The sequence below is a fragment of the Patulibacter brassicae genome (assembly GCF_033949425.1).
Taxonomy (GTDB): Bacteria; Actinomycetota; Thermoleophilia; order Solirubrobacterales; family Solirubrobacteraceae; genus Patulibacter; species Patulibacter brassicae.
The window spans coordinates 503662-529281 of record NZ_JAXAVX010000001.1; the positions used below are offsets into that span (position 1 = coordinate 503662).

The 25620-nt window shown below is 76.0% G+C and carries 28 protein-coding genes and 1 pseudogene; 3 read left to right on the top strand and 26 right to left on the bottom strand.

What is annotated here, in order from left to right:
- Positions 1-25 precede the first annotated feature (25 nt).
- Complete coding sequence (locus tag SK069_RS02400) at positions 26-1147, bottom strand: DNA-processing protein DprA (RefSeq protein ID WP_319952579.1); 1122 nt, start codon at positions 1145-1147, stop codon at positions 26-28.
- Entirely contained in the window at positions 1144-2646 is a 1503-nt protein-coding gene (locus SK069_RS02405) for a YifB family Mg chelatase-like AAA ATPase (protein ID WP_319952580.1), read from the bottom strand. The genes SK069_RS02400 and SK069_RS02405 overlap by 4 nt, the downstream gene beginning before the upstream one ends.
- A 166-nt stretch (positions 2647-2812) precedes the next feature.
- Between SK069_RS02405 and SK069_RS02410 the strand changes: the two genes are divergently transcribed.
- The gene (locus SK069_RS02410) at positions 2813-3214 is read left to right on the top strand and encodes a YraN family protein (RefSeq protein ID WP_319952581.1); all 402 of its coding nucleotides are present in this window, start codon (positions 2813-2815) and stop codon (positions 3212-3214) included.
- Between the two features lie 52 nt (positions 3215-3266).
- Here the strand turns inward: SK069_RS02410 and SK069_RS02415 are convergent, their stop codons facing one another.
- The 9 genes and pseudogenes from SK069_RS02415 to SK069_RS02455 form a co-directional block, all read right to left on the bottom strand.
- The gene (locus tag SK069_RS02415; protein WP_319952582.1) at positions 3267-4064 is read right to left on the bottom strand and encodes a ribonuclease HII; all 798 of its coding nucleotides are present in this window, start codon (positions 4062-4064) and stop codon (positions 3267-3269) included.
- An 81-nt stretch (positions 4065-4145) separates the two neighbouring features.
- Complete coding sequence (lepB, locus tag SK069_RS02420; RefSeq protein ID WP_319952583.1) at positions 4146-4898, bottom strand: signal peptidase I; 753 nt, start codon at positions 4896-4898, stop codon at positions 4146-4148.
- 201 nt (positions 4899-5099) lie between these two features.
- Positions 5100-5438: pseudogene (gene rplS, locus SK069_RS02425) on the bottom strand (50S ribosomal protein L19); the annotation flags it as partial.
- A gap of 120 nt (positions 5439-5558) precedes the next feature.
- On the bottom strand, positions 5559-6299 hold the full coding sequence (trmD, locus tag SK069_RS02430; RefSeq protein ID WP_319952584.1) for a tRNA (guanosine(37)-N1)-methyltransferase TrmD: 741 nt from the start codon (positions 6297-6299) through the stop codon (positions 5559-5561).
- Between the two features lies 1 nt (position 6300).
- Positions 6301-6846, bottom strand: a complete 546-nt coding sequence (gene rimM, locus SK069_RS02435; RefSeq protein WP_319952585.1) for a ribosome maturation factor RimM — start codon at positions 6844-6846, stop codon at positions 6301-6303.
- Between the two features lie 8 nt (positions 6847-6854).
- A complete protein-coding gene (locus SK069_RS02440) occupies positions 6855-7100 on the bottom strand; it encodes a KH domain-containing protein (protein WP_319952586.1) in 246 nt (81 codons plus the stop codon).
- A gap of 17 nt (positions 7101-7117) precedes the next feature.
- Entirely contained in the window at positions 7118-7363 is a 246-nt protein-coding gene (gene rpsP, locus SK069_RS02445; RefSeq protein WP_319952587.1) for a 30S ribosomal protein S16, read from the bottom strand.
- A 96-nt stretch (positions 7364-7459) separates the two neighbouring features.
- A complete protein-coding gene (ffh, locus tag SK069_RS02450; RefSeq protein ID WP_319952588.1) occupies positions 7460-8878 on the bottom strand; it encodes a signal recognition particle protein in 1419 nt (472 codons plus the stop codon).
- Positions 8879-8929: 51 nt separating this feature from the next.
- A complete protein-coding gene (locus tag SK069_RS02455; RefSeq protein WP_319952589.1) occupies positions 8930-9826 on the bottom strand; it encodes an alpha/beta fold hydrolase in 897 nt (298 codons plus the stop codon).
- Positions 9827-9849: 23 nt separating this feature from the next.
- On the opposite strand from SK069_RS02455, the gene SK069_RS02460 reads away from it, so the two are divergent.
- Positions 9850-10362, top strand: coding sequence for a winged helix-turn-helix transcriptional regulator (locus SK069_RS02460; protein ID WP_319952590.1), 513 nt, complete (start codon positions 9850-9852; stop codon positions 10360-10362).
- Between the two features lie 53 nt (positions 10363-10415).
- On the opposite strand, the gene SK069_RS02465 is transcribed toward SK069_RS02460, so the two are convergent.
- The 4 genes from SK069_RS02465 to ftsY form a co-directional block, all read right to left on the bottom strand.
- Complete coding sequence (locus SK069_RS02465; protein WP_319952591.1) at positions 10416-11096, bottom strand: SRPBCC family protein; 681 nt, start codon at positions 11094-11096, stop codon at positions 10416-10418.
- A gap of 50 nt (positions 11097-11146) precedes the next feature.
- Positions 11147-12040, bottom strand: a complete 894-nt coding sequence (locus SK069_RS02470; protein WP_319952592.1) for an SPFH domain-containing protein — start codon at positions 12038-12040, stop codon at positions 11147-11149.
- Positions 12041-12157: 117 nt separating this feature from the next.
- Positions 12158-12586 (bottom strand): NfeD family protein, encoded by a 429-nt coding sequence (locus SK069_RS02475; protein WP_319952593.1) that lies wholly within the window; start codon positions 12584-12586, stop codon positions 12158-12160.
- A gap of 11 nt (positions 12587-12597) precedes the next feature.
- Positions 12598-13617 carry a signal recognition particle-docking protein FtsY gene (gene ftsY / locus SK069_RS02480; protein ID WP_319952594.1) on the bottom strand — a complete coding sequence of 340 codons (1020 nt, stop codon included), beginning with the start codon at positions 13615-13617 and terminating at the stop codon, positions 12598-12600.
- A 153-nt stretch (positions 13618-13770) separates the two neighbouring features.
- Between ftsY and SK069_RS02485 the strand changes: the two genes are divergently transcribed.
- Complete coding sequence (locus SK069_RS02485) at positions 13771-14694, top strand: NAD-dependent epimerase/dehydratase family protein (RefSeq protein WP_319952595.1); 924 nt, start codon at positions 13771-13773, stop codon at positions 14692-14694.
- Positions 14695-14783: 89 nt separating this feature from the next.
- Here the strand turns inward: SK069_RS02485 and SK069_RS02490 are convergent, their stop codons facing one another.
- The 11 genes from SK069_RS02490 to SK069_RS02540 all read right to left on the bottom strand — a co-directional run bounded on the left by SK069_RS02490 (position 14784) and on the right by SK069_RS02540 (position 25607).
- Entirely contained in the window at positions 14784-15653 is an 870-nt protein-coding gene (locus tag SK069_RS02490) for a hypothetical protein (protein WP_319952596.1), read from the bottom strand.
- On the bottom strand, positions 15650-16894 hold the full coding sequence (locus SK069_RS02495; RefSeq protein WP_319952597.1) for a glycosyltransferase family 4 protein: 1245 nt from the start codon (positions 16892-16894) through the stop codon (positions 15650-15652). Before SK069_RS02495 ends, SK069_RS02490 begins: the two co-directional genes overlap by 4 nt.
- On the bottom strand, positions 16884-17291 hold the full coding sequence (locus tag SK069_RS02500; protein ID WP_319952598.1) for a hypothetical protein: 408 nt from the start codon (positions 17289-17291) through the stop codon (positions 16884-16886). Before SK069_RS02500 ends, SK069_RS02495 begins: the two co-directional genes overlap by 11 nt.
- A complete protein-coding gene (locus SK069_RS02505; RefSeq protein WP_319952599.1) occupies positions 17288-18169 on the bottom strand; it encodes a hypothetical protein in 882 nt (293 codons plus the stop codon). The genes SK069_RS02500 and SK069_RS02505 overlap by 4 nt, the downstream gene beginning before the upstream one ends.
- Positions 18166-19383, bottom strand: coding sequence for a glycosyltransferase family 4 protein (locus tag SK069_RS02510; protein ID WP_319952600.1), 1218 nt, complete (start codon positions 19381-19383; stop codon positions 18166-18168). The genes SK069_RS02505 and SK069_RS02510 overlap by 4 nt, the downstream gene beginning before the upstream one ends.
- Positions 19384-19429: 46 nt before the next feature.
- Entirely contained in the window at positions 19430-22666 is a 3237-nt protein-coding gene (locus SK069_RS02515; RefSeq protein WP_319952601.1) for a chromosome segregation SMC family protein, read from the bottom strand.
- Between the two features lies 1 nt (position 22667).
- Positions 22668-23375 carry a ribonuclease III family protein gene (locus tag SK069_RS02520; RefSeq protein ID WP_319952602.1) on the bottom strand — a complete coding sequence of 236 codons (708 nt, stop codon included), beginning with the start codon at positions 23373-23375 and terminating at the stop codon, positions 22668-22670.
- 16 nt (positions 23376-23391) lie between these two features.
- Entirely contained in the window at positions 23392-23643 is a 252-nt protein-coding gene (locus SK069_RS02525; protein WP_319952603.1) for an acyl carrier protein, read from the bottom strand.
- A 12-nt stretch (positions 23644-23655) separates the two neighbouring features.
- Entirely contained in the window at positions 23656-24750 is a 1095-nt protein-coding gene (locus tag SK069_RS02530; protein ID WP_319952604.1) for a phosphate acyltransferase, read from the bottom strand.
- Positions 24751-24787: 37 nt separating this feature from the next.
- A complete protein-coding gene (gene rpmF / locus SK069_RS02535; RefSeq protein ID WP_319952605.1) occupies positions 24788-24976 on the bottom strand; it encodes a 50S ribosomal protein L32 in 189 nt (62 codons plus the stop codon).
- Positions 24977-25055: 79 nt separating this feature from the next.
- Positions 25056-25607: a YceD family protein gene (locus SK069_RS02540; RefSeq protein WP_319952606.1), complete on the bottom strand. Its 552-nt coding sequence runs from the start codon at positions 25605-25607 to the stop codon at positions 25056-25058.
- Positions 25608-25620: the final 13 nt, after the last annotated feature.

The following is a 25620-nucleotide window of genomic DNA, read 5'->3' on the forward strand; positions in this document are numbered from 1 at the left end:
GCCCGCGTGCCGACGGTCGTCGAGGTCAGCTCCCGCTCCAGCTCAGCCGTCCGTCGAGCCCCCGCCGGACCTGGCCGCGCGCCTCCAGCTCGCTGAGCGCCGCGTGGACGGCCGCCGGCGCCGCCTCGCCGGCGAGCAGCTCGTCGAGCGTCCGGGCCCGCCGCCGCAGGCGCGCGGCGAGCTCCGCGACGACCGGGTCGCCGAGCGCTCCATCCTCCGCGGGTCCCGGGCGGTCGAGGACGAGCTCCGTGCCGAGCATCGCGGCCACGTCGTCGAGGTCGAGCACGGGCGTCGCGCCGTCGCGCAGCAGCCGGTTCGTGCCGGCCTGGCGATCGTCGAGGACCGATCCCGGCACCGCGCCGACCGGCCGCCCGAGGTCCTGGGCGAGCTCGGCGGTGATGAGCGACTCGGAGCCGGTCGCGGCCGAGACCACGACGACCGCGTCGGACAGCGCGGCGATCAGGCGGTTGCGCGCCGGGAACGTCCAGCGGCGGGGCTGCGTCCCGGGCGGCAGCTCCGCGAGCACCGTGCCGTGCGCGACGAGGCGCCCGAAGAGCCGGTGCAGGCCGCCCGGCGATGCGCGGTCCACGCCACCGCCGAGGACCGCGGCCGTCGCGGGAGCGCCGCCGGCGCCGGACTCCGTGGCGCGCAGGGCGCCCCCGTGCGCAGCGGCATCGACGCCGTAGGCCATCCCGCTGAGCACGAGCACGCCGGCGCGGGCGAGCTGCTCGCCCAGCCCGTCGGCGACCCGACGACCCTCGTCCGGAGCGCGGCGTGCCCCCACGATCGCCACGACGGGGCGGTCGCCGGCCGCGAGGTCCTCGAGCAGGCGCTCGCCCGCACCGCGCAGGTGCAGGACCGCGGGCGGGTCCTCGAGCTGCTCGAGTCGCGCGGGGTAGCGCGGATCGTGGCGGCACACGGCGAGGATCCCGTCGTGCTCGCGGTGGTGGCGCTCGCGCGCCAGGAGGTCCGCGTCGCCGGCGAGCGCCGGCGGGGCGTCGAGGCCCAGCGCGTCCAGCAGCTCGGGCTCCGCGCGCCCCAGGAGGGCGCCCTCGCCGCCGCGCCGCCGGCGGGCGCCGCGGTCGATCCACGGGCTCAGGGCGGCCACGAGGGCGGTGCGGCGCCGGCACGCCGCGCACGTGGTCATGCCGCCTCCGGCGCGGCGGCGTCGTCGTCCTGCTCGATCGCCTGTCGCAGGTGCAGCGCCTCGCCGAGATGGTGCGGCCCGATCGTGTCGCTCGCGTCGAGGTCGGCGATCGTGCGCGCGAGGCGCAGCACCCGCGCGCGACCGCGACCGCTCAGCGCGCCGCGGGCATAGCAGCGGTCCAGGAGGGTCGCCGCCTGCGGTCCGAGGCCGTGGTCGAGCCGCCGCGGTCCCGTCGCCCGGCGCCGCTCGGCGGCGAAGGCGCGGCCCGCCTCGACGCGTCGGCGCACCGTCGCGCTGTCGTCGCCCGGCGGTCCGGCGATCTGCCGGGCGGTCGGTCGCGGGCAGCCCACGTGCAGGTCGATCCGGTCCAGCAACGGTCCCGACAGGCGCCGGCGGTAGCGCTCGAGCTCGTGGTCGCCGCACCGGCAGCGCGAGCCGCCGTGCCCGCACGGGCACGGGTTGGCGGCCGCGACGAGCAGCGCCCGCGCGGGGAAGATCCGTCGTCGTCCCCCGCGGATGAGCGAGACCCGCCCGTCCTCGAGCGGCAGGCGCAGCGCCTCGAGCGCGTCGCGGCGGAACTCCGGCAGCTCGTCGAGGAGGAGCACCCCGCGGTGGGCGAGCGTCAGCTCGCCCGGGCGCGGGACGGAGCCGCCGCCGACGAGACCCGCGGCGGAGGTGCCGTGGTGCGGGGCGCGGAACGGACGCTCGCGGACGAGCCCACGCCCGTCGTGCAGGCCGCAGACGCTCTGGATCCGCGTGACCTCGAGCGCCTCCGCGGTCGTCATCGGCGGCAACAGGCCGGGCAGGCGTCGCGCGAGCATCGTCTTGCCGGTGCCCGGCGGGCCGACGAGGAGCAGGCTGTGGCTGCCGCACGCGGCGATCTCCAGCGCGCGGCGGGCGACCGCCTGGCCGCGGACGTCGGCGAGGTCGGGGACGCCCGTCGGGTCGGCGTCGGCCGCCACGGGCAGGGTCGCGCGCTCGTCGGCGGCGCCCGCCGCCAGGGCGCGCAGCGCCTCCTTCAGCGAGTCGGCGCCGCGCAGGGCGAGCCCGGGCACGAGCGCCGCCTCGGCGAGCTGGGAGCGCGCGAGGAGGACGGCGGCCAGCCCGGCGTCGCGCGCGCCCTCGGCGACCGGCAGCGCCCCGCGGGCGGGACGGACCTCGCCCCCGAGGGACAGCTCCCCGATCACCGCGACGTCGTCGACCACGGCATCGCGCGCCTGGCCGCTGGCCACCAGCACGCCGAGCGCGATCGGCAGGTCGAACCCCGGCCCGGCCTTCGGCAGGCTCGCCGGCGCGAGGTTCACCGTGATCCGGCGCTGCGGCAGCTCGAAACCCTGGTTGCTCAGCGCCGCGCGGACGCGCTCGCGCGCCTCCCGCACCGCGAGGTCGCCGAGACCGACGATCGTGAACGACGGCAGTCCCGGCCGCACGTCGACCTCGACGGTCACCGGGCGCGGATCGAGGCCGTCGAGGGTGAACGTCAGGAGCCGGGCGAGCATGGCGGCGACGCTAGGCGTGGGCGGCGTGCCGCCTCCAGGGGCGATCGGTGCCGGTCCGGCGACGGATCGGCCGCGACTTCGCGCCGTGCGCGATCGGCACGGATCCGGCGTGGGACCGGCGCAGGAGGCCGCACGCGTGCCGGAGCGACGCGCCTAGCGTCGAGGCATGTCCCAACCGGCCCCCTCCCCCGCGCCCACCGATCCGCCCGACCGCCGCCCCGCGGTCGGGCGGCGCGGGGAGGAGCTGGCGCTCCAGCACCTCCAGCGCCTCGGGTTCGTCCTCGTGGAGCAGCGCGCCCGCACGCGCTTCGGCGAGATCGACCTCGTCGTCCACGACGGGCGCACGATCGTCTTCTGCGAGGTGAAGGCCCGGGTCGCCCGGCGTCCCGACGCCTGGACGTCGCTGCACGACGGCAAGCAGCGCCAGGTGCGTCGCCTGGCGGCCGCCTGGCTGGCGTCGCGGACCGACCGCCCCACGGCGCTGGACCTGCGCTTCGACGCCATCACCGTCCGGCTGGACCCGGCCGGCCGGCTCCTCGCGCTCGATCACGTCGAGGGCGCGTTCTGAGGCGCGACGGGGAGCCGGGCCCGCGATCCAGGAGGGTGGCCGGTGCGCGGCGTCAGTCTGCGGCGACCCGGCCGGCGTCCCCGGCCGCGTGGGAGTCGTCCCCGAGCGGACCGCCGGTGCGCGAGTCGGCCGCGAGGACGTCTCCGGCCTGCGGGCCCGCGGCGCGGGGGTCGACCGCGCCGGCGTCGTCAGGGCGTCGGTCGTCGACGAACGGGCCCAGGCCGGCGGCGGCGTAGGCCACCGAGCGGAACGAGCGCCGATGCAGGGGCGTGATGCCGTGCTCGCCGATCGCCGACCGGTGGGCGGCGGTCGCGTAGCCCATGTGGACGTCGAAGCCCCAGTGCGGGTGGCGCTCGGCGGCCCGCCGCATGAACCGGTCGCGGGTGACCTTCGCGACGATCGACGCGGCCGCGATCGCCGCGCTGCGGGCGTCTCCGCCGACGATCGCGCGCTGCGGATGGCCGATCTCCGGCACCCGGAACCCGTCGATGAGGCACAGGGCGCCGGGCACCGCGACCCGCCGGGCGGCGGTCGACAGCGCCTCGAGGTTCGTGACGTGCAGGCCCCGCTCGTCGAGGCCCTCGACGCAGCGCGAGACCACGACGGTGCGCACCGCGAGCCGCTGCACGACGCCGAGCAGGCGCTCGCGCTCCTCGGGCCCGTGGCGCTTGGAATCGTCCAGCGCGCCGAGGGCGCGGACCTCGCGCGGACCGATCCTCTCGAGGTCCAGGAGCACGCCCCCGGTCACCAGCGGTCCGGCGAGGCAGCCACGGCCGGCCTCGTCGGCGCCGACGACGAACCGCACGCCGAGGCGGCGGTCGTGCTGCACGAGCGTGCGTCCGCGACTCACCCGACGATCGTGGCGCACCGGGCGGACGGGCGTCGCGCGCCCCGGCCCGCGCCCGTCACGACGCCCCGCACGGGACGTGGCCTACAGGCCGCCGATCTCCTTCGGCGGCCAGTACGTCGCGAAGGCGCCGCCGACGATCCAGTCGCGCGGCACGGGACCCCAGTAGCGGCTGTCGTTCGAGCCGCCCCGGTTGTCGCCCATCATGTAGTAGCTGCCCTTCGGGACCGTGATCGGCTTCGGGAGGTCGCACGCCGTGCCCTCCCCCGCGCCGACGCACGAGTCGCTGATGAAGGGCTCGTTCGTCCGCTTGCCGTTGCGGATGACGCGACCGTCGCGGACCGCGATCGTGTCGCCCGGTCCGCCGACGACGCGCTTGATGAAGTTCTCGCTGCCCCACTCGCCGCCGACCGTGCCGGCGCACGGACGCCCCTGGGCGATGTTGTCGCTGTCGGCGCAGACCGCGTCGCCGGCGTTCGAGAGTCCCGACGAGGAGGGCTCCGCGCCCTTCGGCGGGTGGAAGACGACGATGTCGCCGACCTTCGGATCGGACCCGAGCCGCTCCGAGATCCGGTCCACGAGCACCCGCTGACCGACCTTCAGCGTCGGCAGCATCGACTCGCTGGGGATCTGGTACGGCTTGACGATGAACGACTGGATCCCGAGCGCGAGCAGGAGCGCGATGGCGACGAGGCCGACGAGCTCCACGATCGGGTTGAGCCGGCGCTTCTTGCGAGCGCGCGCGGCGGGCGTGCCCGGGGCGGCGTCGCCCTGCGCGCGCGGGCCGTCCGAGGACGGCTCCGGGCGCGCGGGGCCGCCGGAGATCTCGTCGGCCACGCGTCGGGACCGGGGCTACTTCTCGGCGGGCTCGCCGGAGGCGTCGGCCTCGGCGTCGGTCGCGGGCGCCTCGGCCTGCGGGGCCTCGGGCGCGGCGGCCTCGACGGCCGTCTCCTCGACCTCGGGAGCGGGCGCCTCGGCCGCGGTCTCCTCGACCTCGGGCTCGGCGGCGGCGGGCGCCGCCGCGTCCGGCGCGACGTAGCGCTTCTCGCGCACGCGGGCCGCCTTGCCGACGCGACCGCGCAGGTAGTAGAGCTTCGCGCGGCGGACGTCACCGCGGGCGGCGACCTCGATCTTCTCGATCTTCGGCGAGCTGAGCGGGAACGTCCGCTCGACGCCGACGCCGAAGGACTGCTTGCGGACGGTGAACGTCTCGCGGGCGCCGTGGCCCTGGCGCTTGATGACGATGCCCTCGAAGACCTGCGTACGACGGCGGGTGCCCTCGACCACCTGGAAGTGGACCCGCACCCGGTCGCCGGGCTGGAAGTCGGGGTGGCTGCGGAGCTGGCTCTGCTCGAGCTTCTCGATCACGGTGGTCATCGGCGAGGTGGCCCGGACGGTCGGGAACGCGCAGGGGCGCGGGTCCGGGCAAGGGTCGACACCTTAGCGAAGGTCCTGCGTCCGGCGCGCCGCGCCTGGCCGCCCGTCGGACCCGCGCCCTCAGCGCTCGCCGGACGGGTCGGGCGGGCCCGGCGGAGCGACGTCGGCACGGTCCAGGCGCAACCCGGCGTCCCCCCGCTCGCGGCTGCGCTCGCGGCGCCAGCGGCGGATCTGCTCGTGGTGCCCGGAGAGCAGGACGTCCGGCACCGCCCACCCGCGGTGCTTCGCCGGACGGGTGTAGTGCGGGTACTCCGGATCGCCCTCCAGCGCGGCGCTGAAGCTCTCCTCGACCGCGGAGTCCTCGTGGCCGAGCGTGCCCGGCAGCTTGCGCAGCACGACGTCCGCGACGACCATCGCGGCGAGCTCGCCGCCGGCCAGCACGTACTGCCCGATCGAGACGGCGTCGGTGCAGAAGTGCTCGAGGATCCGCTCGTCGAAGCCCTCGTAGCGCCCGCACAGCAGCGTGATCCCGTCCGGCTCGGCCGCCAGCTCGTCGACGAGCGCGTCGTCGAGCACGCGGCCGCCGGGCGTCAGCGCGACGACCCGGCGGTGGGTCCGCAGGTCGACGGGGTCCTCGCCGTAGATGCCGCGCAGCGCCCGCTCCATGACGTCCACGCGCAGGACCATCCCCGCGCCGCCGCCGAACGGCGTGTCGTCGACCTGGCGGCCCGAGAGCACGGTGTGGTCGCGCGGGTTGAACGTCCGCAGCTCGTGACCGGCGGCCAGCGCGTTGCGCACGTGGCGCTGGTCGCGGTACCAGTCGAACCACTCGGGGAACAGCGTGAGGACGTCGACCTGCACGTCAGCCCTCGCCGCCCGGCTCCGGCTCGTCGAGGAAGTCGAGGTCGACGGTGAGGAGACGCGCCTCGAGATCGAGCTCGGGCACCGCGTCGCGGATCAGCGGGACGAGCAGGTCGCCGCCGGCGGGGCGACGGACCTCCAGCACGTCGCACGACGGCAGGCCGAGCACCTGGGTCACCGTGCCGACATCGTTGCCCGCCCGCGAGCGGACGGCGAGGCCGACGAGATCGTCGGGCCAGAACTCGTCCTCGTCCAGGGGCGGCAGCGCCGCGCGCGGGACGAGCAGGTCGCTGCCGCGCAGCGCCTCGGCGGCCTCCCGGCCGACGACGCCCTCGAGCACGAGCGTCGGGCGCTCCTCGGTCCCGCCGCGCCGCGCGATGCGGCGCGACGCCCCGGCGACGACGACCTCGTCGCCCGCCTGGAGGGAGATGAGCCGCGGTCGCGTGACGTGGAAGGCGCCGTCGAGGCCGTGGGCCTTCCCGACGCGCCCCACGGCGACGTGCTCGTCGGCCGCCGCGGCGGCCGGGGTGCGCTCCTCGTCCGCCAAGGCGCGCGTCAGTCCTCGTCGTCGACGATGTCGACGAGGACCCGCTGCTCGTGGTGCGCGGCGACGACCTTCACCACCGTGCGCAGGGCGTAGGCGGTGCGACCGCCGCGCCCGATGACCTTGCCGTAGTCGTCCTCGGCGACCCGCAGCTCGAGGACGATCGCCTGGTCGTCGTCGTCGGACCGCTGGACCTCGACGGCCGAGGGATCGTCGACGATCGCCCGGGTGAGGTCCGCCAGCAGCTCGTCGACCACGGCAGGCTCCGGAGGCGTCAGGCCTTGATGCCCTGCGAGCGCAGGAGCTTCTTCACGGCGTCCGACGGCTGGGCGCCGACGCTGAGCCAGTGCTGGATCCGCTCCTCGTCGAGCACGATCGTCGACGGCTCGGTCTGGGCGTCGTACCGCCCGACCAGCTCGATGAAGCGGCCATCGCGCTTGTTGCGCGAGTCGGTGGCGACGACGCGCCAGACGGGGTTCTTCTTGCTCCCCACGCGGGTGAGCCTCAGTGCGACAGCCACGGAAATCCTCGGTCGGTGCTCGGAAAGGCGAAACCGGCGCAGCAGCGGGCAGGATCAGGTCCGCCGGCCGGCGCCAAGACGGGACACCTTACCGGCTCACCGCTTGCGGCGGCGGGCGGCCCGCCCCCCGCCGCGGACGGGGATCCCGGCCTGGCCGCCGGCGCCGCCGCCGGGCAGGCCCGCGCCGCCCTGGCCGTTCATCAGCGCGCCGAGGTCCCGCATGCCGCCCTTGCTCATCTGCTTCATGAGCTTGCGCATCTGCTGGAAGTTCTTCACGAGCTGGTTGACCTGCTGGACGCTCGTGCCCGAGCCCTTCGCGATCCGCAGGCGCCGCGAGCCCTTGATGAGCTCGGGATGCCGCCGCTCCTTGACGGTCATCGACAGGATGATCGCCTCCACGCGGTCCATCTCGCGATCGTCGATCTGCTGGCCCTGCAGCTGCTGGCCGACGCCGGGGAGCATGCCCATGACCTTGGACAACGGCCCCATCCGCCGGATCATCTTCATCTGCTTGAGGAAGTCCTCGAGCGTGAACTCGTTGCGGCGGAACTTCCGCTCGAGGTCCTTCGCGTCGCGCTCGTCGAACTGCTGCTGGGCCCGCTCGACGAGCGTCAGGACGTCGCCCATCCCCAGGATCCGCTGCGCCATGCGGTCGGGGTGGAAGACCTGGAAGTCGCCGAGCTTCTCGCCGGTCGAGGCGAAGAGGATCGGCTTGCCGGTGACGGCCTTCACCGACAGCGCCGCGCCGCCGCGGGCGTCGCCGTCGAGCTTCGACATGACGACGCCGTCGAACCCGGCCGCGGCCTGGAACTGCTCGGCGACGTTCACGGCGTCCTGGCCGGTCATCGCGTCGACGGTCAGCAGGATCGTCTGCGGCCGGACGGCGTCGCGGATCGCGACGAGCTCGGCCATGAGCTCCTGGTCGACGTGCAGGCGGCCCGCGGTGTCGACGATCAGGACGTCCTTGCCGTCCTGCTTGGCCTGATCGAGCGCCCAGCGCGCGACGTCGAGCGCCGGCAGCTCGGTGCCCCGGTCGTAGACCGTCGCCCCGGCCTGCTCGCCGACGAGGCGCAGCTGCTCGACGGCGGCCGGGCGCTGCACGTCGCAGGCCGCGACGGCGACGGCGGAGCCCTTGTCCTCCTTCAGGAGCTTCGCGAGCTTGCCGACCGCGGTCGTCTTGCCCGAGCCCTGCAGCCCGGACATGAGGATGACCGTCGGCGGACGCGAGGAGAACTCGAGCTCGATCGTGTCGCCGCCGAGGAGCGCCTTGAGCTCCTCGTGGACGATGCCGACGACCTGCTGGCCCGGGTTGAGCTGACCGAGGACGTCGGCGCCGAGGCACCGCTCCTTCACCGTGGCGGTGAAGGACTTCACGACCTTGTAGTTGACGTCGGCCTCGAGCAGCGCGAGGCGGATCTCGCGCATCGCCGCGTTGACGTCGGCCTCGGTCAGCGTGCCGCGCTGGCGGACGTCGTCGAGCGTGGCCTGGAGCTTCTCGGAGAGGGCGTCGAACACGGCGTCGTCCAGTGTCTCACGGCGACCCGCCCCGCGCCGCGCAGGTCGCGCTCAGGCGGGGGGCGCCAGGAACCCGGCGAGCGCGGCGGCGACGGTCGCCGGGTCCTCGACCTGCGGGTAGTGGCCGACGGGCGGCGCGGCGTCGAGCACGACGAACGACGCCCGCGGCAGGCGCTCGCGCAGGCGCTCCAGGACGTGGGCGCCGCTCACCGGGTCCGCCGGGCCCCACGCGAAGAGGAGCGGGCCGGCGTAGGCCTCGATCGCCGCGACCCACCGCGCCCCGTGCTCGCGACGCTCGTCGATGTAGCCCAGGAGCGCCGGCTGCACCCGCGCGCCGTCGCGGGAGCGCACCGACTCCCACATCTCGTGGAGCGCCGGCGCGCCGACCGGGCGGCCGAGGATCCGGCGCATCGAGGCCGTGAACGTCGACTCGCGGGCGAGCCGCGCCAGCAGCGGCCCGAGCGGGCCCCGCAGCAGCCGCTGGATCGCCAGCGGCCGGTGCAGCTCCGGGTAGATGCCGCCGTTGAGCCACGCCGCGTGCGTGATCCGCTCGGCGTCCCGGGCCAGGAGCTCCTGCGCGACGCTCACCCCGTAGTCGTGGGCGACGAGCGCCGTCGCGCCGATCCCGAGACGCGACCAGGCCGCCTCGACGAGGTCGGCCTGCTCCACGAGGCGGTAGGCGTGCGGGTGCGGCTTGTCGCTCTCGCCGAACCCGAGCAGGTCGAGCGTCGTGACGCGCAGGCCCGCGGCCACGAGCGCGGGCACGACCGGCGCCCAGTCGTGCGAGGAGGTCGGGAACCCGTGCAGCAGCGTCACGGGGACCCCGCCCTCGGGGCCGTCCTGGCGCACGAAGAGCCGGTGGCCGCCGAGCTCCAGCCGCTCCCCGCCCGCGAGCCAGGAGGCGCGGTCGGCCGCCATCACCGGGGCACCGTCGTCTTCGAGTCTCATTTCGAGACCGAATGCTACGGCTCGTGGCCGTCCTCGTCTACCCTCCGCGGGTGCGGTACGAGGAGCTCTCCGACCTGCCCTGCTCGATCACCCGGCCGCTCGTCGTGCTCGGCGACCGCTGGACGCTCCTCGTCCTGAAGTTCGCCTTCGCCGGGGTGCGCCGCTTCAACGGCTTCCGCGACGCGCTCGAGATCTCGCGCAGCCGGTTGCAGGACCGCCTGGACCGGCTCGTCGAGCACGGCATCCTCGTCCGCGTGCCGGTCGAGGGGGCGCGGCACCACGAGTATCGCCTGACGCAGAAGGGGCACGACCTCTATCCCGTGCTGATGGCGATCAAGGACTGGGGCGACGCGCACATGGCCCCGGACGGTCCGCCCGTGCGCTATCGCCATCGCGACTGCGGCGGGCCCGACGGCCCCGGCGAGGCCCGTGTGCGTCTCGCCTGCGACGCGTGCGGCGCGTCGCTCACCGCCCGCGAGGTCTCGCCCGTCCCCGGTCCGGGCCTCGGGTCCCCGTCGCGCGCCGCGGCGGACTGAGCCTGCGGGCCGCCGCAGCTCGGGGCACGGCGCACGCTCGGGCGCTCCTCGGGTCAGGCCGACGCACCCTCGTCGCCGTCGACGCGGACGTCGAGCGCCGGCCGGTCGCCCGGCGCGGTCCCGGACCCGGCGTCAGCGTCGGCGTCGGCGTCGGCGTCGGCGTCGGCAAGATCGAGCTCGACCGCGTCGTCCCGTCGGGATCGTCCGTCGTCGCGTCCGGACGGTCCCGATCCGGCATCGGCGTCCTCCTCGTGCGCGGGCGCCTCCCCGTGGCCGGCCGCCGGGGCGTCGCCGGTCTCGGCCGTCGCACCGGTCTCCGCGGCGAGCGCCAGGCGGCGCAGGCGCCACAGGTCCCACGTCAGCAGCCGGGCGATCTCGGCGAGGATCAGCGGCCGGGCGCCGCGCAGGACCCCCGAGAGGGCGACGCCGACCCGCAGCGTCAGGAGCGTGCCCTCGTCCTCGGTCGGGACGAGCAGCAGGTGCAGGCGCGCGTCGACCTCGCGCCAGCGGACCGCGGCCTCCAGCTCCTCGGGCACCGTCACGCGCACGACCTCGACCTCGAGGTCCAGCGACACGCCCCCGTGGCGCACCCGCGGGCGGAAGCGGAGGAAGCCGCGCGGGCGGACCTCCTGCAGCTGGACGAGCCAGTCCGACGCGGTGCCCGGCTCGACCGCCAGCGGGAAGGCCTCGCCCGGCGGCAGCGGCAGGTGGATGCTGCGCTCGATCCAGCGCACGGGGACGGCGGACGGGGACGCGGCGGCGCCGCGACCCCGTCGCGCAGGGTTCAGGCCCGCGGGGCGGGCGGGTCGTCCGGGCGCGCCTTGTCGAGCACGCCGCCGATGCCGGAGAGGGCCTTCGTGAACTCCGAGGGGATGACGAAGACCTTGTTCGCCTCGCCCTTCGCGAGCTCCGGCAGCATCTGCAGGTACTGGTAGCTCAGGAGCTCCTGGTCGGGGCGGCCCTCGTGGATCGCCTCGAAGACCGTGTTGATCGCCTTCGCCTCGCCCTCCGCGCGGAGGATCGCCGACTGCTTCGCGCCCTCGGCCTTGAGGACGGCCGACTCCTTCTCGCCCTGGGCGGTGAGGATCTGGCTCTGCTTCACGCCCTCGGCGTTGAGGATCGCCGCGCGCCGGTCCCGCTCGGCGCGCATCTGCTTCTCCATCGCCTCCTGGATCGTCCCCGGCGGGTCGATCGCCTTGAGCTCGACGCGGCCGACGCGGATGCCCCACTTGCCCGTCGCCTCGTCGAGGACGGTCCGCAGCTGCCCGTTGATCTCGTCGCGGGAGGTCAGGGTCTGCTCGAGCGTGAGGCCGCCGATGACGTTGCGCAGCGTCGTGACGGTGAGCTGCTCGATCGCCTGCATCGGGTTGGCGACCTCGTAGGTGGCGGCCTTCGGGTCGGTGATCTGGAAGTAGAGGACCGTGTCGATGCCGACCGAGACGTTGTCCTCGGTGATGACCGCGTTCGGCGGGAAGCTCACGACCTGCTCGCGGAGGTCCAGGAGGGGCAGCAGCCGGTCGATGAACGGCACGGTGATCCGCAGGCCCGGCTGCAGCGTCCGCTGGTAGCGGCCCAGCCGCTCGACGATGCCGGCGCGCGCCTGCGGGATGATGCGAACGGTCTTCGCGGCGAGCAGCAGCGCGAAGACGAGGAGGACGATCAGGATGGCGACGGCCACGGGGGCTCCCAGCGTCGAGGGTGCGGTCCCGCCGCACCCTATCCGTCCCCGCGGCGTCCGCGAAGGGCCTCGCGACGCGAGCGGGACGCCGTCGCGACCCCGTCCGGGGCCGCCGCGTCAGTCCGTCACGACCGCGGTCGCCCCGCGGATCTCGAGCACCGTGACGGTCGAGCCGGCCGGGATCTCGTCCAGGCCCTCGGTGCGTGCCGTCCAGACCTCGCCGTCGAGGCGCACCTGCCCGAGCCCCTCGGGGCCCCCGAGCGGCTGGAGGACGAGGGCGGTGCGGCCGACGAGCGCGTCGGTCCCGGTCCGGGTCGTCGACGGCTGCCGCAGGTGGCGCCGGGCGACCGGGCGCAGGAGCAGCATGCTCACCGCGGTGACGACGGCGAAGACGGCGGCCGACGGCAGGAGGTCGGCGCCGGCGGCGGAGGCGACCGTCCCGGCGAGGGCGCCGACGGCGAACGGCGCCAGGAACAGCGAGAGCGTCAGGGCCTCGGCGACGCCGAAGCCGACCGTCACGAGCAGCCAGACGATCCAGTCATCCATCGGCGGTGAGCCTATCCGGCGGGGGCGTCGTCCTCGGCGCGGATGAGCGCCGTCGCGAAGTCGGTGGCGTCGAACGGGCGCAGGTCCTCGAGGCCCTCGCCGATCCCGATGAGCTTCACGGGGATCCCGAGCTCCTGCGCGATCGCGATCGCGATGCCGCCCTTCGCGCTGCCGTCGAGCTTCGTCAGCACGATCCCGGTGACCGGGGCGGCCTGGGAGAACTCCTTCGCCTGGCGCAGCCCGTTCTGGCCGGTCGTGGAGTCCACGGTCAGGAGGATCTCGTGCGGCGCGCCGGGGAACTGCTTGTCGATCACGCGACGGACCTTCGCGAGCTCCTCCATCAGCGGCAGCTGCGTGTGCAGGCGCCCGGCGGTGTCGACGATGACGACGTCGGCCCCGATCTCGCGACCGATCCGGACCGCCTCGAAGGCGACCGACCCGGGATCGGTGCCGGGCGGTCCCGTGACGACCTCGACGTTCGCGCGCTCGCCCCAGATCTGGAGCTGCTCGACCGCCGCGGCGCGGAAGGTGTCCGCCGCCCCGAGCACGACCTTCTGCCCGAGCTGGGTCGCGAGGGTGCTCGCGAGCTTGCCGATCGACGTCGTCTTGCCGGTCCCGTTGACGCCGCAGACCATGATCACCGTCGGGCCGTGCCGCAGGTCGATCGTCGGCTCGCCGTGGGGACGCGCAGCCTCCGCCAGCAGCTCGATCAGCCGCTCCTGCAGCGCCTGCGGATCGGTCGTGCCGCCCGACGTCGCCTCCTGCTCGAGCCGGCCGACGATCTTGGCGGTCGCCCCGGCACCGACGTCGGCCATGATCAGCGCCTCCTCGAGGCGCTCCCAGGTCTCGTCGTCGAGGGTGTCGAAGAGCGTCTGGGTGAGCTCGGCGCCGAGCGCGTCGCGCGTCTTCTTCAGGTTCTGGCGCAGGCGCCGGAAGAACCGCCCGCGCCGCTCGGGCTCCTGGTCGCCGCCGCCGACGCGGGCGAGCACCGCCTCGTCGAGCGTGAAGAGGTCGGTCCAGTCGCGGGCCACGCGCCGAGAGTACCCCGCCGCCGACGGGCGGGAGTCGCGGCCGCCGCCGAGGCCGGTCCCGGGTCGGGCCACCGGGGCCGGTGCGGGGTCACGGGCGACCGGGACGGCCCGATCGGCGGTCGTGCCGACGCGCTCCGCGACTACGCTGCCGCGATGGCCCGCTCCGCGACCGATCGCCCACCGGGTCCGGTGCCCGGCCGGGTGGTCGTGACCGGTGCGGCGGGGTTCGTCGGGCGCCACCTCGTCGCGGCGCTCGCGGCGGACGGACGATCGGTGATCGGGATCGACCGGCGGCCGGGAAGCGACGTCACCGCGGAGCTCCTGGACGAGGACCTGCTCGCGCGCTTCGCCGGGGCCGACGTCGTCTTCCACCTCGCCGGGCGCGCGAGCGCGCGCGCCAGCTGGGGCGCCGCGTTCGACGACTACCTCGACGACAACGTCCGGGTGACCCAGCGCGTGCTCGAGGCCGCGCTCGTGGCCGGCGTGCCCCGGGTGGTCGTCGCGTCGTCCTCGTCGGTCTACGGCGACCCCGCCGTGCGGCCGACGCCCGAGGACGCCGTCTGCCGGCCCCGCTCCCCGTACGGCGCGTCGAAGCTCATGGCCGAGGGGCTGGCGGCCGCCTACGGCGCCCAGGGCCTCGACGTGGCGGTGCTGCGGCTGTTCACCGTCTACGGGCCCGGGCAGCGTCCCGACATGCTGCTCGCCCGGGCGATCGCCGCCGCCACCGGCGGAGGCGAGCTCCTCGTCTTCGGCGACGGCCGCCAGACCCGCGACTTCACGTACGTCGCCGACGCGGTCGCCGCGATCGTCCGCGCCGGCGAGCGCGGCACCGGCGGCCTTCCCGTGAACGTCGCGGGCGGCGCGCCGGTCGCGATCGGCGACGCGCTCGCGCTCGTCGCCGACGCCTGCGGCGCCCCGCTGCGGCGCGTCCCCGCGGCCGCCCACCAGGCCGACGCGCGCCACACCGCCGCCGACGTCGGGCGCGCCCGGGCGCTGCTCGGGCACGAGCCGCGCTGGTCGCTGGCCGAGGGGATCGCGGCGCAGGTCCGCGCGGCGACGGCCGCTCGCGCGGGCTGAGGCGGCGGGCGCCCCGTCGGCGCGCGCCGGCTCCGCCTGGATCCGTCGATGGTCGGCCCAGGCGACCCGAGGACCGGGGGGATCGGGGCTCAGGCGCCGGCGGGCCGGGGAGCCGTCGCGAGGCGCTCGCGGCGGACGCGCGCGGCGCGTGCGGACTGATCGTCGAGCGGCCGGCGGAACGGGACGACGTGCTGCCGGTCGCGGAAGGGCGCCGTCTCCTGGATGACGTTGAAGCCCGCCGCGGTGAAGATCCGGTCGGCGTGGGCGAAGTACGGCGCCACCGGGTGCAGGTCGCGCCAGACGACGTCCTCGGCGAGCCCGGCCGGCCGCTCGGGGCTGACGACGACGATCGGCACGGCGACCCCCTCGGCGCGCTGGTGCTCGCGCGCGTGCTCCACGGGCTCGAGGATCTCCTCGTGCGGTCCGGAGTGGACCACGAGCCAGTGCGGACCGGGCACCGCGCGACGCGGACGCCCCGGGACGATCGTCGCCCCGAGGTCCAGCGGCTCGACGCGGTCGCTGTGCTCGCGCAGGAACCGCTCGTGCTGCTCGTCCAGCGGCTCGAGCACGTGCGAGACGGCGAACCGGATCCGGCCGCGACCGAACCGCCGCCGGTAGGCCTCCCACCGCAGGCGCCGGGCGACGTGCCGCACGCGCACCCCCTCCAGCCCGTCGAGCTCGCCGAGGATCCCGAGCGGGAACGCGTCGACGATGAGCTCCGCCGGCCGCTGGGCCGCGATGAGCTCGCGCACGCGGGCGGGCTCGCGCTCCAGCCCGCGGGGCACCCGCACGACCGGGAGGCCGCCGGTGACGCGCTGGTCGCCGGCGAACGCCGACGCGGTGAGGATCCCCGCCTCGCGCTCGAGGCCCAGCGCGCGCACGGTCCGGCGCGCGCGGACGAGGTGCCCGAGGCCCCCGCCGAGGGCGTAGTAGAGGATCGGCCGGCCCGCGTCGCTCACGTCCCCTGCTCCTCCCCGGGACGCCCGCTCGCCAATCCCGCCGCGGCGGTGGCGGCGAGCGCCTCGAGGTAGCGCCGCGTCTCGGTCCGGGCGTCGAGCTCGCCGACCGCCAGGCGCCGGGCGGCCGCCCCGAGCGGCGCGGGGTCGAGGTCGAGCGCCCGACGCAGCGCGGCGGCGCAGGCGTCCTCGTCGCCCGGCGGGAAGAGCACGGCGCTCTCCCCGTCGACGAGCACGTCGGCCATCCCGGCGACGTCGGCGGCGATCATCGGCACGCCGAGCGCGGCGGCCTCGATCAGGACGTTCGGCAGGCCGTCGTAGAAGGAGGGGATGGCGACCCAGTCGCAGGCGGCGTACCAGGGCAGCAGCTCGAACCGGTCCAGGAACGGCAGGGTCGTCACCGCCAGGTCGGCGCCGTGCGTCGCCAGCCAGTCGCCCATGGCGGCGTCGAGCTCGCCCGCGAGGACGAGGTGGACCTCGTCGTGCCGCCCGCTGCGGCGCAGCGCGTCGAGCAGCAGGAGCCCGCCCTTCTTCGGCTTGAGCTGGCCGACGAGCCCGATCACCCGACGGCCGGGCGCCACGTGCTCCGCGCGCCACGCTGCCGCGCGCGCGTGATCGGACGGCGCGAACGTCCAGTCCGCGAGGTCGATGCCGTTCGGGATCCACCGGACCGGCACGTCCGGGTGCAGCGCCGCGACGCGCCAGGCCTTGTCGCGCGAGACGGTCGCCACGAGGGCCGAGCGCCGCAGCGCGTCGTCGAGGATCGGACGCCGCCGGGCGGAGAAGACGCCGGTGTCGAAGTCGTTGCCTCGCAGCAGCGTCACGAGCGGCACCCCGAGCCACGCGGCGAGCACCGGCGCGGCGGTCAGCGGGCGGATCCCGCCGAACGCGACGACGTGCGTCAGCTCGTGGCGTCGTGGATCGCGCTCCAGCGCGTTCCAGGCCCGGTTCAGCGCGTGCGCCGGATCCTCCTCGATCGGGCAGACGAGGTCCCGCCCGCCGGACCGGGCGACGAACCGGAACGCCTCCTGGCCGGGACGCACCGCCGGCACGAGCTGCAGGACGTCGACGGTCGCGCCCGCGCCCCGCAGGCCCCGCACGATCCGGTCGCACGACTGCGCCATCCCCCCGCGCGAGGGCGGGTAGGTCTCCGTGACCCACAGGACCCGCAGCGCGGCCGGGTCGACGGCGTCGCCGGTCCGGGGCGGGCGCGCGAGCGGCGCGTGCGGGCCCTCAGGAGTCACCGAACCCGCCCGGATCCTCGTCGGCGTCGAACCAGCGGACGTCGTCGGCCGACCACGAGGCGTCCGGACGCGCCCACCAGATCGGCTCGTAGCCGTGCCGGCGGTAGTAGCGGTGGCGGTAGCGCGCGAGCGGCTCGGCGGCCTCGGCCGGGGCGACGGAGGGCGGCTGGTCGGGGGCGACGCGCATGCCGTCCCGCAGCTGCCCGAGCGCCTCCTCCTCCACCGCCCGCGCCGCGCACTCGACGCAGGTCGCGCCCCGGCCGCCGTCGGCACGGTGCTCGTCGCAGACCGGCCGCGCGCAGCTCGCGCACGTCGTGGTCGGCGCGGCGCCGCAGTCGCGCAGGACGAAGAACCCGCGCTTGCAGGCGCATCCGCGCGTCGCGGAGGGCTGGCTCACAGCCGCCCGCCCTTCGCCGGCTCGACGCGCCGGTACGCCGCGGCCAGCAGGTCGACGATCCGGTGCGGCTGGATCGCCCCGCCGCTGCCGGTCTCCTTGAAGACGGCGCGCTCGCGGACGACGATCCGATCCTCGCCCTCCACCACCCGCTCCCGGTCGGCGGCCGAGACGGTCCCCGGCGCGACCGGCGCCAGGGCGTAGCGACGACGCGGGAACGCGACCTGGACGTCGAGCTGGACCCGTCGCTTGTGCTTGACCTTCAGCTTGCGCTTCCCGCGCGGGTTCGTCTTGATCCGGGTCGCGCGCCGCACGTGCTCGGTGACCTCGACGCGGACGGCGGCCCCGTCGGCGAAGCGCGTGCGCAGCTCGAGCCACGGGTTGGCGAAGAAGGTCCACTTCAGGCTCAGGACGGGACGCGTGACCGGGCGATCCTGCTCGCCGGTGCGCTTCGCGTCGATCGTCGGCTCGCGCAGGTCGGCCCGCACCGTCACCGGCCGCTCGGGCGGCGTGTCCGCCGCGAGCAGCGACAGGAGCGGCGGCAGCGTCTCCATCGGGCCGTTCGCGAGGTCGATCGCGCGCAGCTCCCGTGCCCGGCCGTGCAGCAGCGCGAGCACCGGGAGCCCGACGAGCAGCAGCACGAGCGCGGCGATCGGCAGGAGGAGCAGGAGCACGAACGCGCCGACGAGCAGGCCGAGCCAGCCGAAGCAGAGGTGGCGCGTCGTACGGGCCCGGCCGGCGCCGACGGCGGCGTCGACGCCCGCGAGCGCGGCGAACGTCGCGAACCAGTCCGCCATCGGCCGCTCGCCGTCCACGAGCTGGGCCTCGAGGATCGCGCGGTCCCCGGCCGACAGGGCGCGAACCTGCTGCCGGACGCTCATGGGCCGCCCTCGGGACCGCGTGGTCGATCGCGCACGGGCGACATCCCATCACCTCGCGGTCCCCAGGTCGAGAGCAGCTCGCGCATCCGGGCGGTCCGGTGGTCCCAGGTGCCGCCCTGCGCGATCCGCGCGCGTCCGGCGGCGCCCATCGCGGCGAGGACGTCGGGATGGTCGAGCAGCACGCGGACGACGCGGGCGAGCTCGACGGGCCGATCGGGGTGCACGAGCCGCCCGTGGACCCCGTCCTCGACGAGCTCGCGGACCGACGGCAGGTCGGAGGCGACGACCGCAGTGCCCGACGCCATCGCCTCGAGGACCTTCAGCGGGCAGCAGCCCTGCGCGACGTTGCGCTCGCAGTCGGTCAGCGGCGCCAGCGCGATCTCGGCGTGCTCGCGCCACGGCGCCAGGCGCGCCTCGTCCAGCGCGACGTGCCAGTGGACGCGCTCGGCGATCCCGAGCCGCTCGGCGAGCCGCCGGTACGGCTTGGCCTGCCGCGCGTGGACGCTCGAGCACACGACGAGCGCGAGGTCCTCCAGGTCCGTGAGCCGGGCGAGGGCGCGCAGCGCGACGTCGAGCCCCTGCCACCGCTGCAGCGCGCCGAAGTACAGGAGGTAGCGCGCCGGAGCGTCGGCCGGGCGGGGCGTCGGCGCCGGCAGGTCGGCGCCGTTGGGCACGAGGTGGATCCGCGCGCCGGGCACGCCGCGGGCCCGGACGGCCGACGCGATCGAGGCCGCGGGGACGACGACCGCATCCGCGGCGTCCAGGCAGCGCTGCTCGATCGCGGCGACCTGGGACAGGACGTCGCCGGGGATCCGCGGGAACCGCGCCGGCAGCTCCACCGACGGCAGGCCGTTGACCTCGTAGACCGACGTCCAGCGCCCCCCGTGCTCGACGATCGGCAGCCCGCCCCACGGATCCCGGAACCAGCAGACCTCCAGCGACGCGGCGTGCTCGTCCAGCAGCGCGTCGAGCCGCGTCCCGAAGGCGAGCGCCCGGGCGAGGAGGTGCGGCTCGGGTCGCGTCAGCCGGACGACCTCGACGTCGCCCTCGCGCTGCGAGGCGGACAGGTCCTCGCCGCCCAGGACGTAGAGCAGGCCGCCGCCGTGATGGTCGAAGAGGGTCCGCGCGAAGCGGTCGATGTGGACCGCCGAGCCCTTGCGCGACGGGAACCGGTCGAAGGCGGCGTAGAGCGCCCGGGGCCCGTCGGTCGGCATGCGCCGGGCCAGCGTACGCGACCCCCCGGCGGCCGTCGCGCGCGCCTCAGCCGTCGGCGAGCCCGGGCAGCGCCTGCGCGAGGCCGTCGCGCTGCTCCAGCCGGCGCGAGACGACCTTCGAGACGCCGTCGCCGCCCATCGAGACGCCGTAGAGCGCGTCGCCGACCTCCATCGTCCGCTTCTGGTGCGTGACGACGATGAACTGCGCGCGGTCCCGGTAGCGGCGCAGGAGCTGGAGGAAGCGATCGATGTTCAGGTCGTCGAGCGCCGCCTCGACCTCGTCGAGCACGTAGAACGGGCTCGGCTTGGCGAGGAAGACGGAGAAGAGGAACGCGATCGCGGTCATCGTCTTCTCGCCGCCGGAGAGCAGCGTCAGCCGCTTCATCGACTTGCCGGCCGGCGTGATCTCGATCTCGACGCCGAGGTCGTCCTCCTGCTCGACCTCCTGCTGATCGGCGTCGTCGAGCGACCCGTCGCCGTCGGCGTCGCCGTCGTCCTCCGGGTTCTCCCGGACGAGCCGCAGGCGCCCCGAGCCGCCGGGGAAGACGTGCCCGGCGAGCTCCTCGAAGTTCCGCGCGCAGGCCGCGAACGTCTGCTCGAACGTCTCCCGGATCTGCCGGTCGGTGTCGCGGACGAACGCCCGCAGCTCGCGCAGCGCGGTCTCGAGGTCCGTGCGCTGGGCCTCGATCTCCTCGACGTGCTCGCGCGCCTCGTCGTAGGCCTGCTTGGCCAGGGGATTGACCGGGCCCAGCGTCTCGCGCCGCTTCTGCAGCCGGGCGATCCGCGTGCGCAGCTCCTCGGCGGTCTGCGGGTCCAGCGGCTCCTCCGCCGGCTCGGCCGGCAGGCCGAGGCGCTCGGCGAGCTGCCCGAGCTCGACGGCGATCTCCTGCTCCTGGTCGCGGGCGCGCTGCGAGGCGACCTCCGCCCCGGTGAGCCGCTCGCCGATCTGGCGCAGGCGCTGGTTGAGCTCGGCCTCGCGCTGGGCGAAGGTCCGCAGGCGCCCGGCGACGTCCTCCCCCGCGGCCTGGTCGGCGGCGACGTCCTGCTCGCGCTGGGACTGCGCGGCGCGGACGGCCTGCAGCGCCAGGCGCAGGGCGTCGGTGACGCGCTCGCCGTAGGGCAGCACCGCCTCGTCGGCGGCGCGCGCGGTCTCGAGCTGCGCGAGTCGCGCGTCGCGCTCGGCCCGCTCGCGCGCGAGCCGCTCGGCCGTCCGCCGCTCCGCGGCGAGCTCGCCGAGGATCTGCGCCTTGCGGACCGCGGTGGGCCCCTCCTCCGGCGCCTTGCGCCGGCGCTCCACGGCGCGCGCCGCGTCGCGCAGCGCCTCCTCGGCGTCCACGACGCCGCGGCGGGCCGCCCGCGTGGCCGCCTCGGCCTCCTCGCGCTCGTGGGCGAGCTCGGCGAGCTCGTCGCGCAGCGCGTCGACGTCGGCGATCGCCGCCTGCTCGGCCTGCACGGCCTGCTCGCTCTCGGCGACGAGCCGGTCGCGGCGGTTGCGCTCGGCCAGCACCCGCTCGGCGCCGCCCTGCGGCGTGCGGTGCAGCTCGCCGGCGCCGACGTCCCAGACGTGGCCGTCGCGGGTCACGAGCAGCCCGCTGAAGCCGTCCGGCGCGACGTCGGGCAGCGCGTCGAGCAGCCACGCGTCCGCGAGCCGCCGCCGGACGATCGCGACCGCCGTGTCGTCGTCCCCGGCGGCCTGGACCTGCTCGGCGAGCGCCACGGCGTCGGGCATCGGCGACGCGGGCTGCGCGGCGGGCGCCTCCGGGGCCGGCAGCAGGACGCGGGCGCCGTCGCGCCCTCCGCCGTCGAGCATCGTGCGCGCCCCGGCGAGGTCGGCGGCGACGGCGGCCCCGAGCCGGCCGTCGAGCGCCGCGGCCACCGCGAGCTCCGCGCCGTCGGCCACGCGCAAGCCGTCGGCGAGGGACCGCGCCGCGGCGCGTCCCGGCCCGGGCGTGCCGCCGCCCGCGTGGGAGCGCAGGAACTGGTTGGCCTTCGCGAGCTGGGCGCCGATCGCGGCCGCGTCGCGTCGGGCCGCCTCGGCGGCCTGCTCCAGGGCGCGGCGGCGGGCGCGGACCTCCTCGCCGCGGCGCTCGACCTCGCCCGCCTGCTCGCGGACGCGCTCGGCCTCGGCCTGCGCCTCGGCGACGGCGCCCTCGGCCACGACGCGGGCGGCCTCGAGGACCTCGAGCTCGCGCTCCAGCGCGGCCTGCCGCTCCCGCTCGAGCGCCTCGAGCTCCTCCTCGAGCGCGGTGATCCGGGCGCTGCCGGCCTCGTCGGGCCGATCGGCGGCCGCCTGCGCGCGCAGCTCCTCGAGCTGCTCGCCGCGGCGCTCGATCCGCTCGGCGAGCTGGAGGCGCCGGTCGGCGACGCGCTCCAGCCGCAACTCGATCCGGTCGGCGGCCGCGGCCGCGCGCCGGGCGCGGACGGCGAGCCGCTCGCGGCGCTGCGCCTGCTGCGCGAGCGCCTCCTCGGCCTCGCGGCGCTCGCCGACGACCCCGTCGAGCTGCGCCTGGACCTCGTCGCGCTCGGCCTTCGCCGCCACGGAGGCCTGCTCGGCGGCCGCGCGCTGGGCGCGCCGCTCCCGCAGGCCGTCGCGCACGAGCTCCCAGCGGGCCTCGACGGTCTGGCGCTCGAGCCGCTCGTGCAGCTCCGCGGCCTCGGCCTGCCGCTTCAGCGGGCCCAGCTGCTTGCGGGCCTCCTGCTCGACGAGCAGCGCCTGGTCGAGGTTCTCGCGCGTGCGCTCGAGCTTCAGCTGCGCCCGGCGACGGCGCTTGCGGTGCTTGCCGAGGCCCGCCGCCTCCTCGATCAGGAGCCGGCGGTCCTTCGGCTTGGACGTGACGATCGCCTCGACGCGGCCCTGCGAGACGACGGAGTGCGCCTCCTTGCCCAGGCCGGTGTCCGAGAGCACCTCCTGCACGTCGGTCAGCCGGCACTTCGCGCCGTTCAGGCGGTAGCCGCCGTCGCCGGAGCGGTCGAGGCGGCGGATGACGGAGATCTCCGCGACCGGCAGGTCGACGGTGCCGTCCGCGTTGTCGAGGACGAGCTCGACCTCGGCGGCGTCGCGGGCCTTCACGCCCTTCCCGCCGCCGAAGATGACGTCCTGCATCGACTGCCCGCGGATGGCGAGCGGCCGCTGCTCGCCCAGGACCCACAGGATCGCGTCGGTGACGTTGCTCTTGCCCGAGCCGTTCGGGCCGACGACGACCGAGACGCCCGGGTCGAACTCCAGGCGCGTGCGGTCGGGGAAGGACTTGAAGCCCTTGAGCGTCAGCGACTTGAGGTGCATCTCACGCGCCGAGGGTCGTGAGGGCCTCGCGGGCCGCTTCCTGCTCCGCGAGCTTCTTCGAGCGCCCGCGGCCGGAGCCGACGGTCGCGCCCTCGACCGACGCCTCGACGACGAACGTCCGCCGGTGCGGCTCGCCGAGCTCCTCGACGACCGCGTACTCGACCGACTGGCCGCGGGCCATGAGCCACTCCTGCAGCCGGCCCTTGTGGTCGCTGCGGTGCTCGAGCGCCCGTCCGAGCTCGGGCGTGAACGCCTCGACGACCGCCGGGCACGTGCGATCGAAGCCGTGCTCGAGGTAGCAGGCGCCGATGACCGCCTCGGTCATCTCCGCCAGCGGCCGCTCGTGGCGGATGAGGTCGATCGCCTTCGTGCGGGCGCGGTCCGGCGCCAGCTCGAGCACGAGCTCCGGCAGGCCGAGGCGGGTCGCGACGTCGCGACACGGGCCGTGGGCGATCGTCCCGGCGCGGACGACCGTCAGGCGCCCGGCCCCGACGCGTTGCTCGTCGAGGGTCCGGTACAGGTGCGACGCGATCGCGACGCCGAGCACCCCGTCGCCGAGGAAGGCGAGCCGCTCGTAGCTGTCCGCACGGGTCGCCGCCCACGTGACGTGCGTGACCGCGCGCCGGCGCAGCGCCGTCGGCACCGCGTCGAAGAGCCGGCGCAGCGCGCGGACGGAGCCGTCGAGCTCGGGATCGCCTGCGTCGGGCACGACCGGACGGCCCGGCTCAGGCCGTCGCGGGCAGGTGGCGCAGGACGGCGTCCACGGCTTCGCCGACGGTCGTGATGCGCGCCGCCTCGTCCTCGGGCAGGACGATCCCGCGGGTGTCCTCGAGCTCCTGGACGAGCCCGAGCAGGTCGAGCGAGTCGGCGCCGAGGTCCTCCCGCAGGCGGGTCGCCTCCGTGATGGCGGCCGCGTCCACCTCGAGCTCCTCCGCGAGGTGGCCGCGGACGATGTCGAGCACCTCGTCGCGCGTCATGGTCGATGAAGGCTAGATGATCGGTTCCACGGAGCTCGCGGCGGTCGCGCTAGCCGCGCCCGTCGACGGGGCCGTCGCGGCGACCGGTGCCGGCGGACGACGGAGCGCCCCGGCGGCCTGCAGGTCGTCGTGGACGAGGCCCGTGACGCCGCCCTCGACACCGCGCGCGGCGCGGACGATCGCCTCGGCGAACCCGTTGCGGCTGAAGCGCCCGTGCGGGACGACCCCCAGCGAGCGCAGGCCCAGCAGGTACGCCCCGCCGGGACCCTCGGGGTCGATCTCGGACTTGAACCGCGCGAGCGCCGGCCGCAGCAGCAGGCCGCCGAGCATCGCCATCGGACTCGACGTCGCCGCCGACCGAACGCCGCCGATGACCGTCTGCGAGACGCCCTCGATGAGCTTCAGCGCGACGTTGCCGGTGAAGCCGTCGGTCACGACGACGTCCGCGGCGCCCGTCGTGACGGTCGTGCCCTCGATGTTGCCGACGAACGCGACCCGGTCGTTGTCGGCCAGCCGCTCGCGCAGCAGCCCGTGGACCTCGACGACGTCCGGCGTCCCCTTCGTCGGCTCCTCGCCGTTGGAGAGCAGGCCGACCCGCGGGCGCTCGATGCCCAGGACCGTCCGCGCCAGGGCCGCGCCCATGAAGGCGAACTGCACGAGGTGCTCGGGCCGCGACTCGACGTTCGCGCCGACGTCGACGAGCGTCACCGGCGTGCGGCCCGGCACGGGCAGCGGCAGCGCGAGCGCCGGGCGGTGGATGCCCTTCGCCCGGCGGACGTGCAGGAGCCCCGCGGCGAGCGCGGGGCCGGTGGCGCCGGCGACGACGAACGCGTGGGCCTCCCCCGCGCCGACGGCGCGGGCGACCTGGACGATCGAGGCGTCGGGGTGGGCGCGGACGGCGGCGGCCGGGTCCGGCTCCTTCGCGATCGAGACGGGGGCGTCGACGACCGTGACCCCCGCGGCGTCGCCGACGACCTCGGAGAGGATCGCGGCGGGACCGTAGAGGCGGGACGCGACGCCCTGGCGGGCGGCGATGAGGGCGCCCTCGGCGACCTCGGCCGGGCCGAGGTCCGCACCGGTGGTGTCGACGGCGACGGTGACCGTCATGGACGAGCTCCGCGGGACGTGGCGCCCCGGGCGGGGATCAGAACTCGGTCGAGCTCTTCGCGACGACCACGCGGCCGTCGTAGTAGCCGCAGGTGCCGCAGACGCGGTGCGGGATGCGCGGGCTGTGGCACTGCGGGCAGGAGTTGACCGTCGGGCGGGCAGCCTTGTGCTGCGCGCGACGCTTCGCGGTACGGGCGTGCGCTTGCTTCTGCTTCGGGACGGCCATAAGGAGCGGAATGGTAGGCGATCGCGCGCCGCGACGCGTCCCGACCGCGGGGCCCGGACGGAGGGCCGCGCGGACCCGCTCAGCCGCGCCGCTCGTCGACGAGCTGACCCTCGTCGTCGAACCTCAGCGACCCGAGGGCGGCCCACCGCGGGTCCGGGCCGCGGTCGTGGCGGTGGTCCGGATCCTCGTTGAGGTTCGCCCCGCACTCGGGGCAGAGGCCCTTGCACGCCTCGCGGCAGAGGACGCGCGCCGGCAGGCCGAGCACGAACGAGTCGTTCGCCCACCGCGCGAGGTCGACCTCGTCCCCGTCGACGTAGTCGCTCTCGAACTGCTCCTCCTCGTCGCGGCTGGCCTGCGAGAGCTCGCGGGCGTCGACCTCGACGCTCGCGCTCGTCGGCTCGAGGCAGCGCATGCAGGGGCCGGCGATCCCGGCGGCGAAGCGCAGCCGCAGGGCGTACCCGCCGCCGACCATCCGCGCGATGTCGAGATGGACCGTCGGCTCCGCGGGCTCCGGGGCGTAGCCCTGCTCGCTGAGGCGCACCGCATCGAGCGGCACCGGCACGTCCAGCCGGCGCCCCTCGCCGGGGACCATCCGCAGGTCGGAGAGGACGATCGGATCCGCCGCGGCCATGGACCCAGGGTAG

What these genes read in the sequence shown, in the direction of transcription:
- SK069_RS02400 (WP_319952579.1), bottom strand. Translation starts at nt 1,147, where the DNA reads ATGACCACGTGCGCGGCGTGCCGGCGCCGCACCGCCCTCGTGGCCGCC.
- SK069_RS02405 (WP_319952580.1), bottom strand. Translation starts at nt 2,646, where the DNA reads ATGCTCGCCCGGCTCCTGACGTTCACCCTCGACGGCCTCGATCCGCGC.
- SK069_RS02410 (WP_319952581.1), top strand. Translation starts at nt 2,813, where the DNA reads ATGTCCCAACCGGCCCCCTCCCCCGCGCCCACCGATCCGCCCGACCGC.
- SK069_RS02455 (WP_319952589.1), bottom strand. Translation starts at nt 9,826, where the DNA reads ATGAGACTCGAAGACGACGGTGCCCCGGTGATGGCGGCCGACCGCGCC.
- SK069_RS02475 (WP_319952593.1), bottom strand. Translation starts at nt 12,586, where the DNA reads ATGGATGACTGGATCGTCTGGCTGCTCGTGACGGTCGGCTTCGGCGTC.
- SK069_RS02485 (WP_319952595.1), top strand. Translation starts at nt 13,771, where the DNA reads ATGGCCCGCTCCGCGACCGATCGCCCACCGGGTCCGGTGCCCGGCCGG.
- SK069_RS02505 (WP_319952599.1), bottom strand. Translation starts at nt 18,169, where the DNA reads ATGAGCGTCCGGCAGCAGGTTCGCGCCCTGTCGGCCGGGGACCGCGCG.
- SK069_RS02510 (WP_319952600.1), bottom strand. Translation starts at nt 19,383, where the DNA reads ATGCCGACCGACGGGCCCCGGGCGCTCTACGCCGCCTTCGACCGGTTC.
- SK069_RS02515 (WP_319952601.1), bottom strand. Translation starts at nt 22,666, where the DNA reads ATGCACCTCAAGTCGCTGACGCTCAAGGGCTTCAAGTCCTTCCCCGAC.
- SK069_RS02525 (WP_319952603.1), bottom strand. Translation starts at nt 23,643, where the DNA reads ATGACGCGCGACGAGGTGCTCGACATCGTCCGCGGCCACCTCGCGGAG.
- SK069_RS02530 (WP_319952604.1), bottom strand. Translation starts at nt 24,750, where the DNA reads ATGACGGTCACCGTCGCCGTCGACACCACCGGTGCGGACCTCGGCCCG.
- rpmF (WP_319952605.1), bottom strand. Translation starts at nt 24,976, where the DNA reads ATGGCCGTCCCGAAGCAGAAGCAAGCGCACGCCCGTACCGCGAAGCGT.
- SK069_RS02540 (WP_319952606.1), bottom strand. Translation starts at nt 25,607, where the DNA reads ATGGCCGCGGCGGATCCGATCGTCCTCTCCGACCTGCGGATGGTCCCC.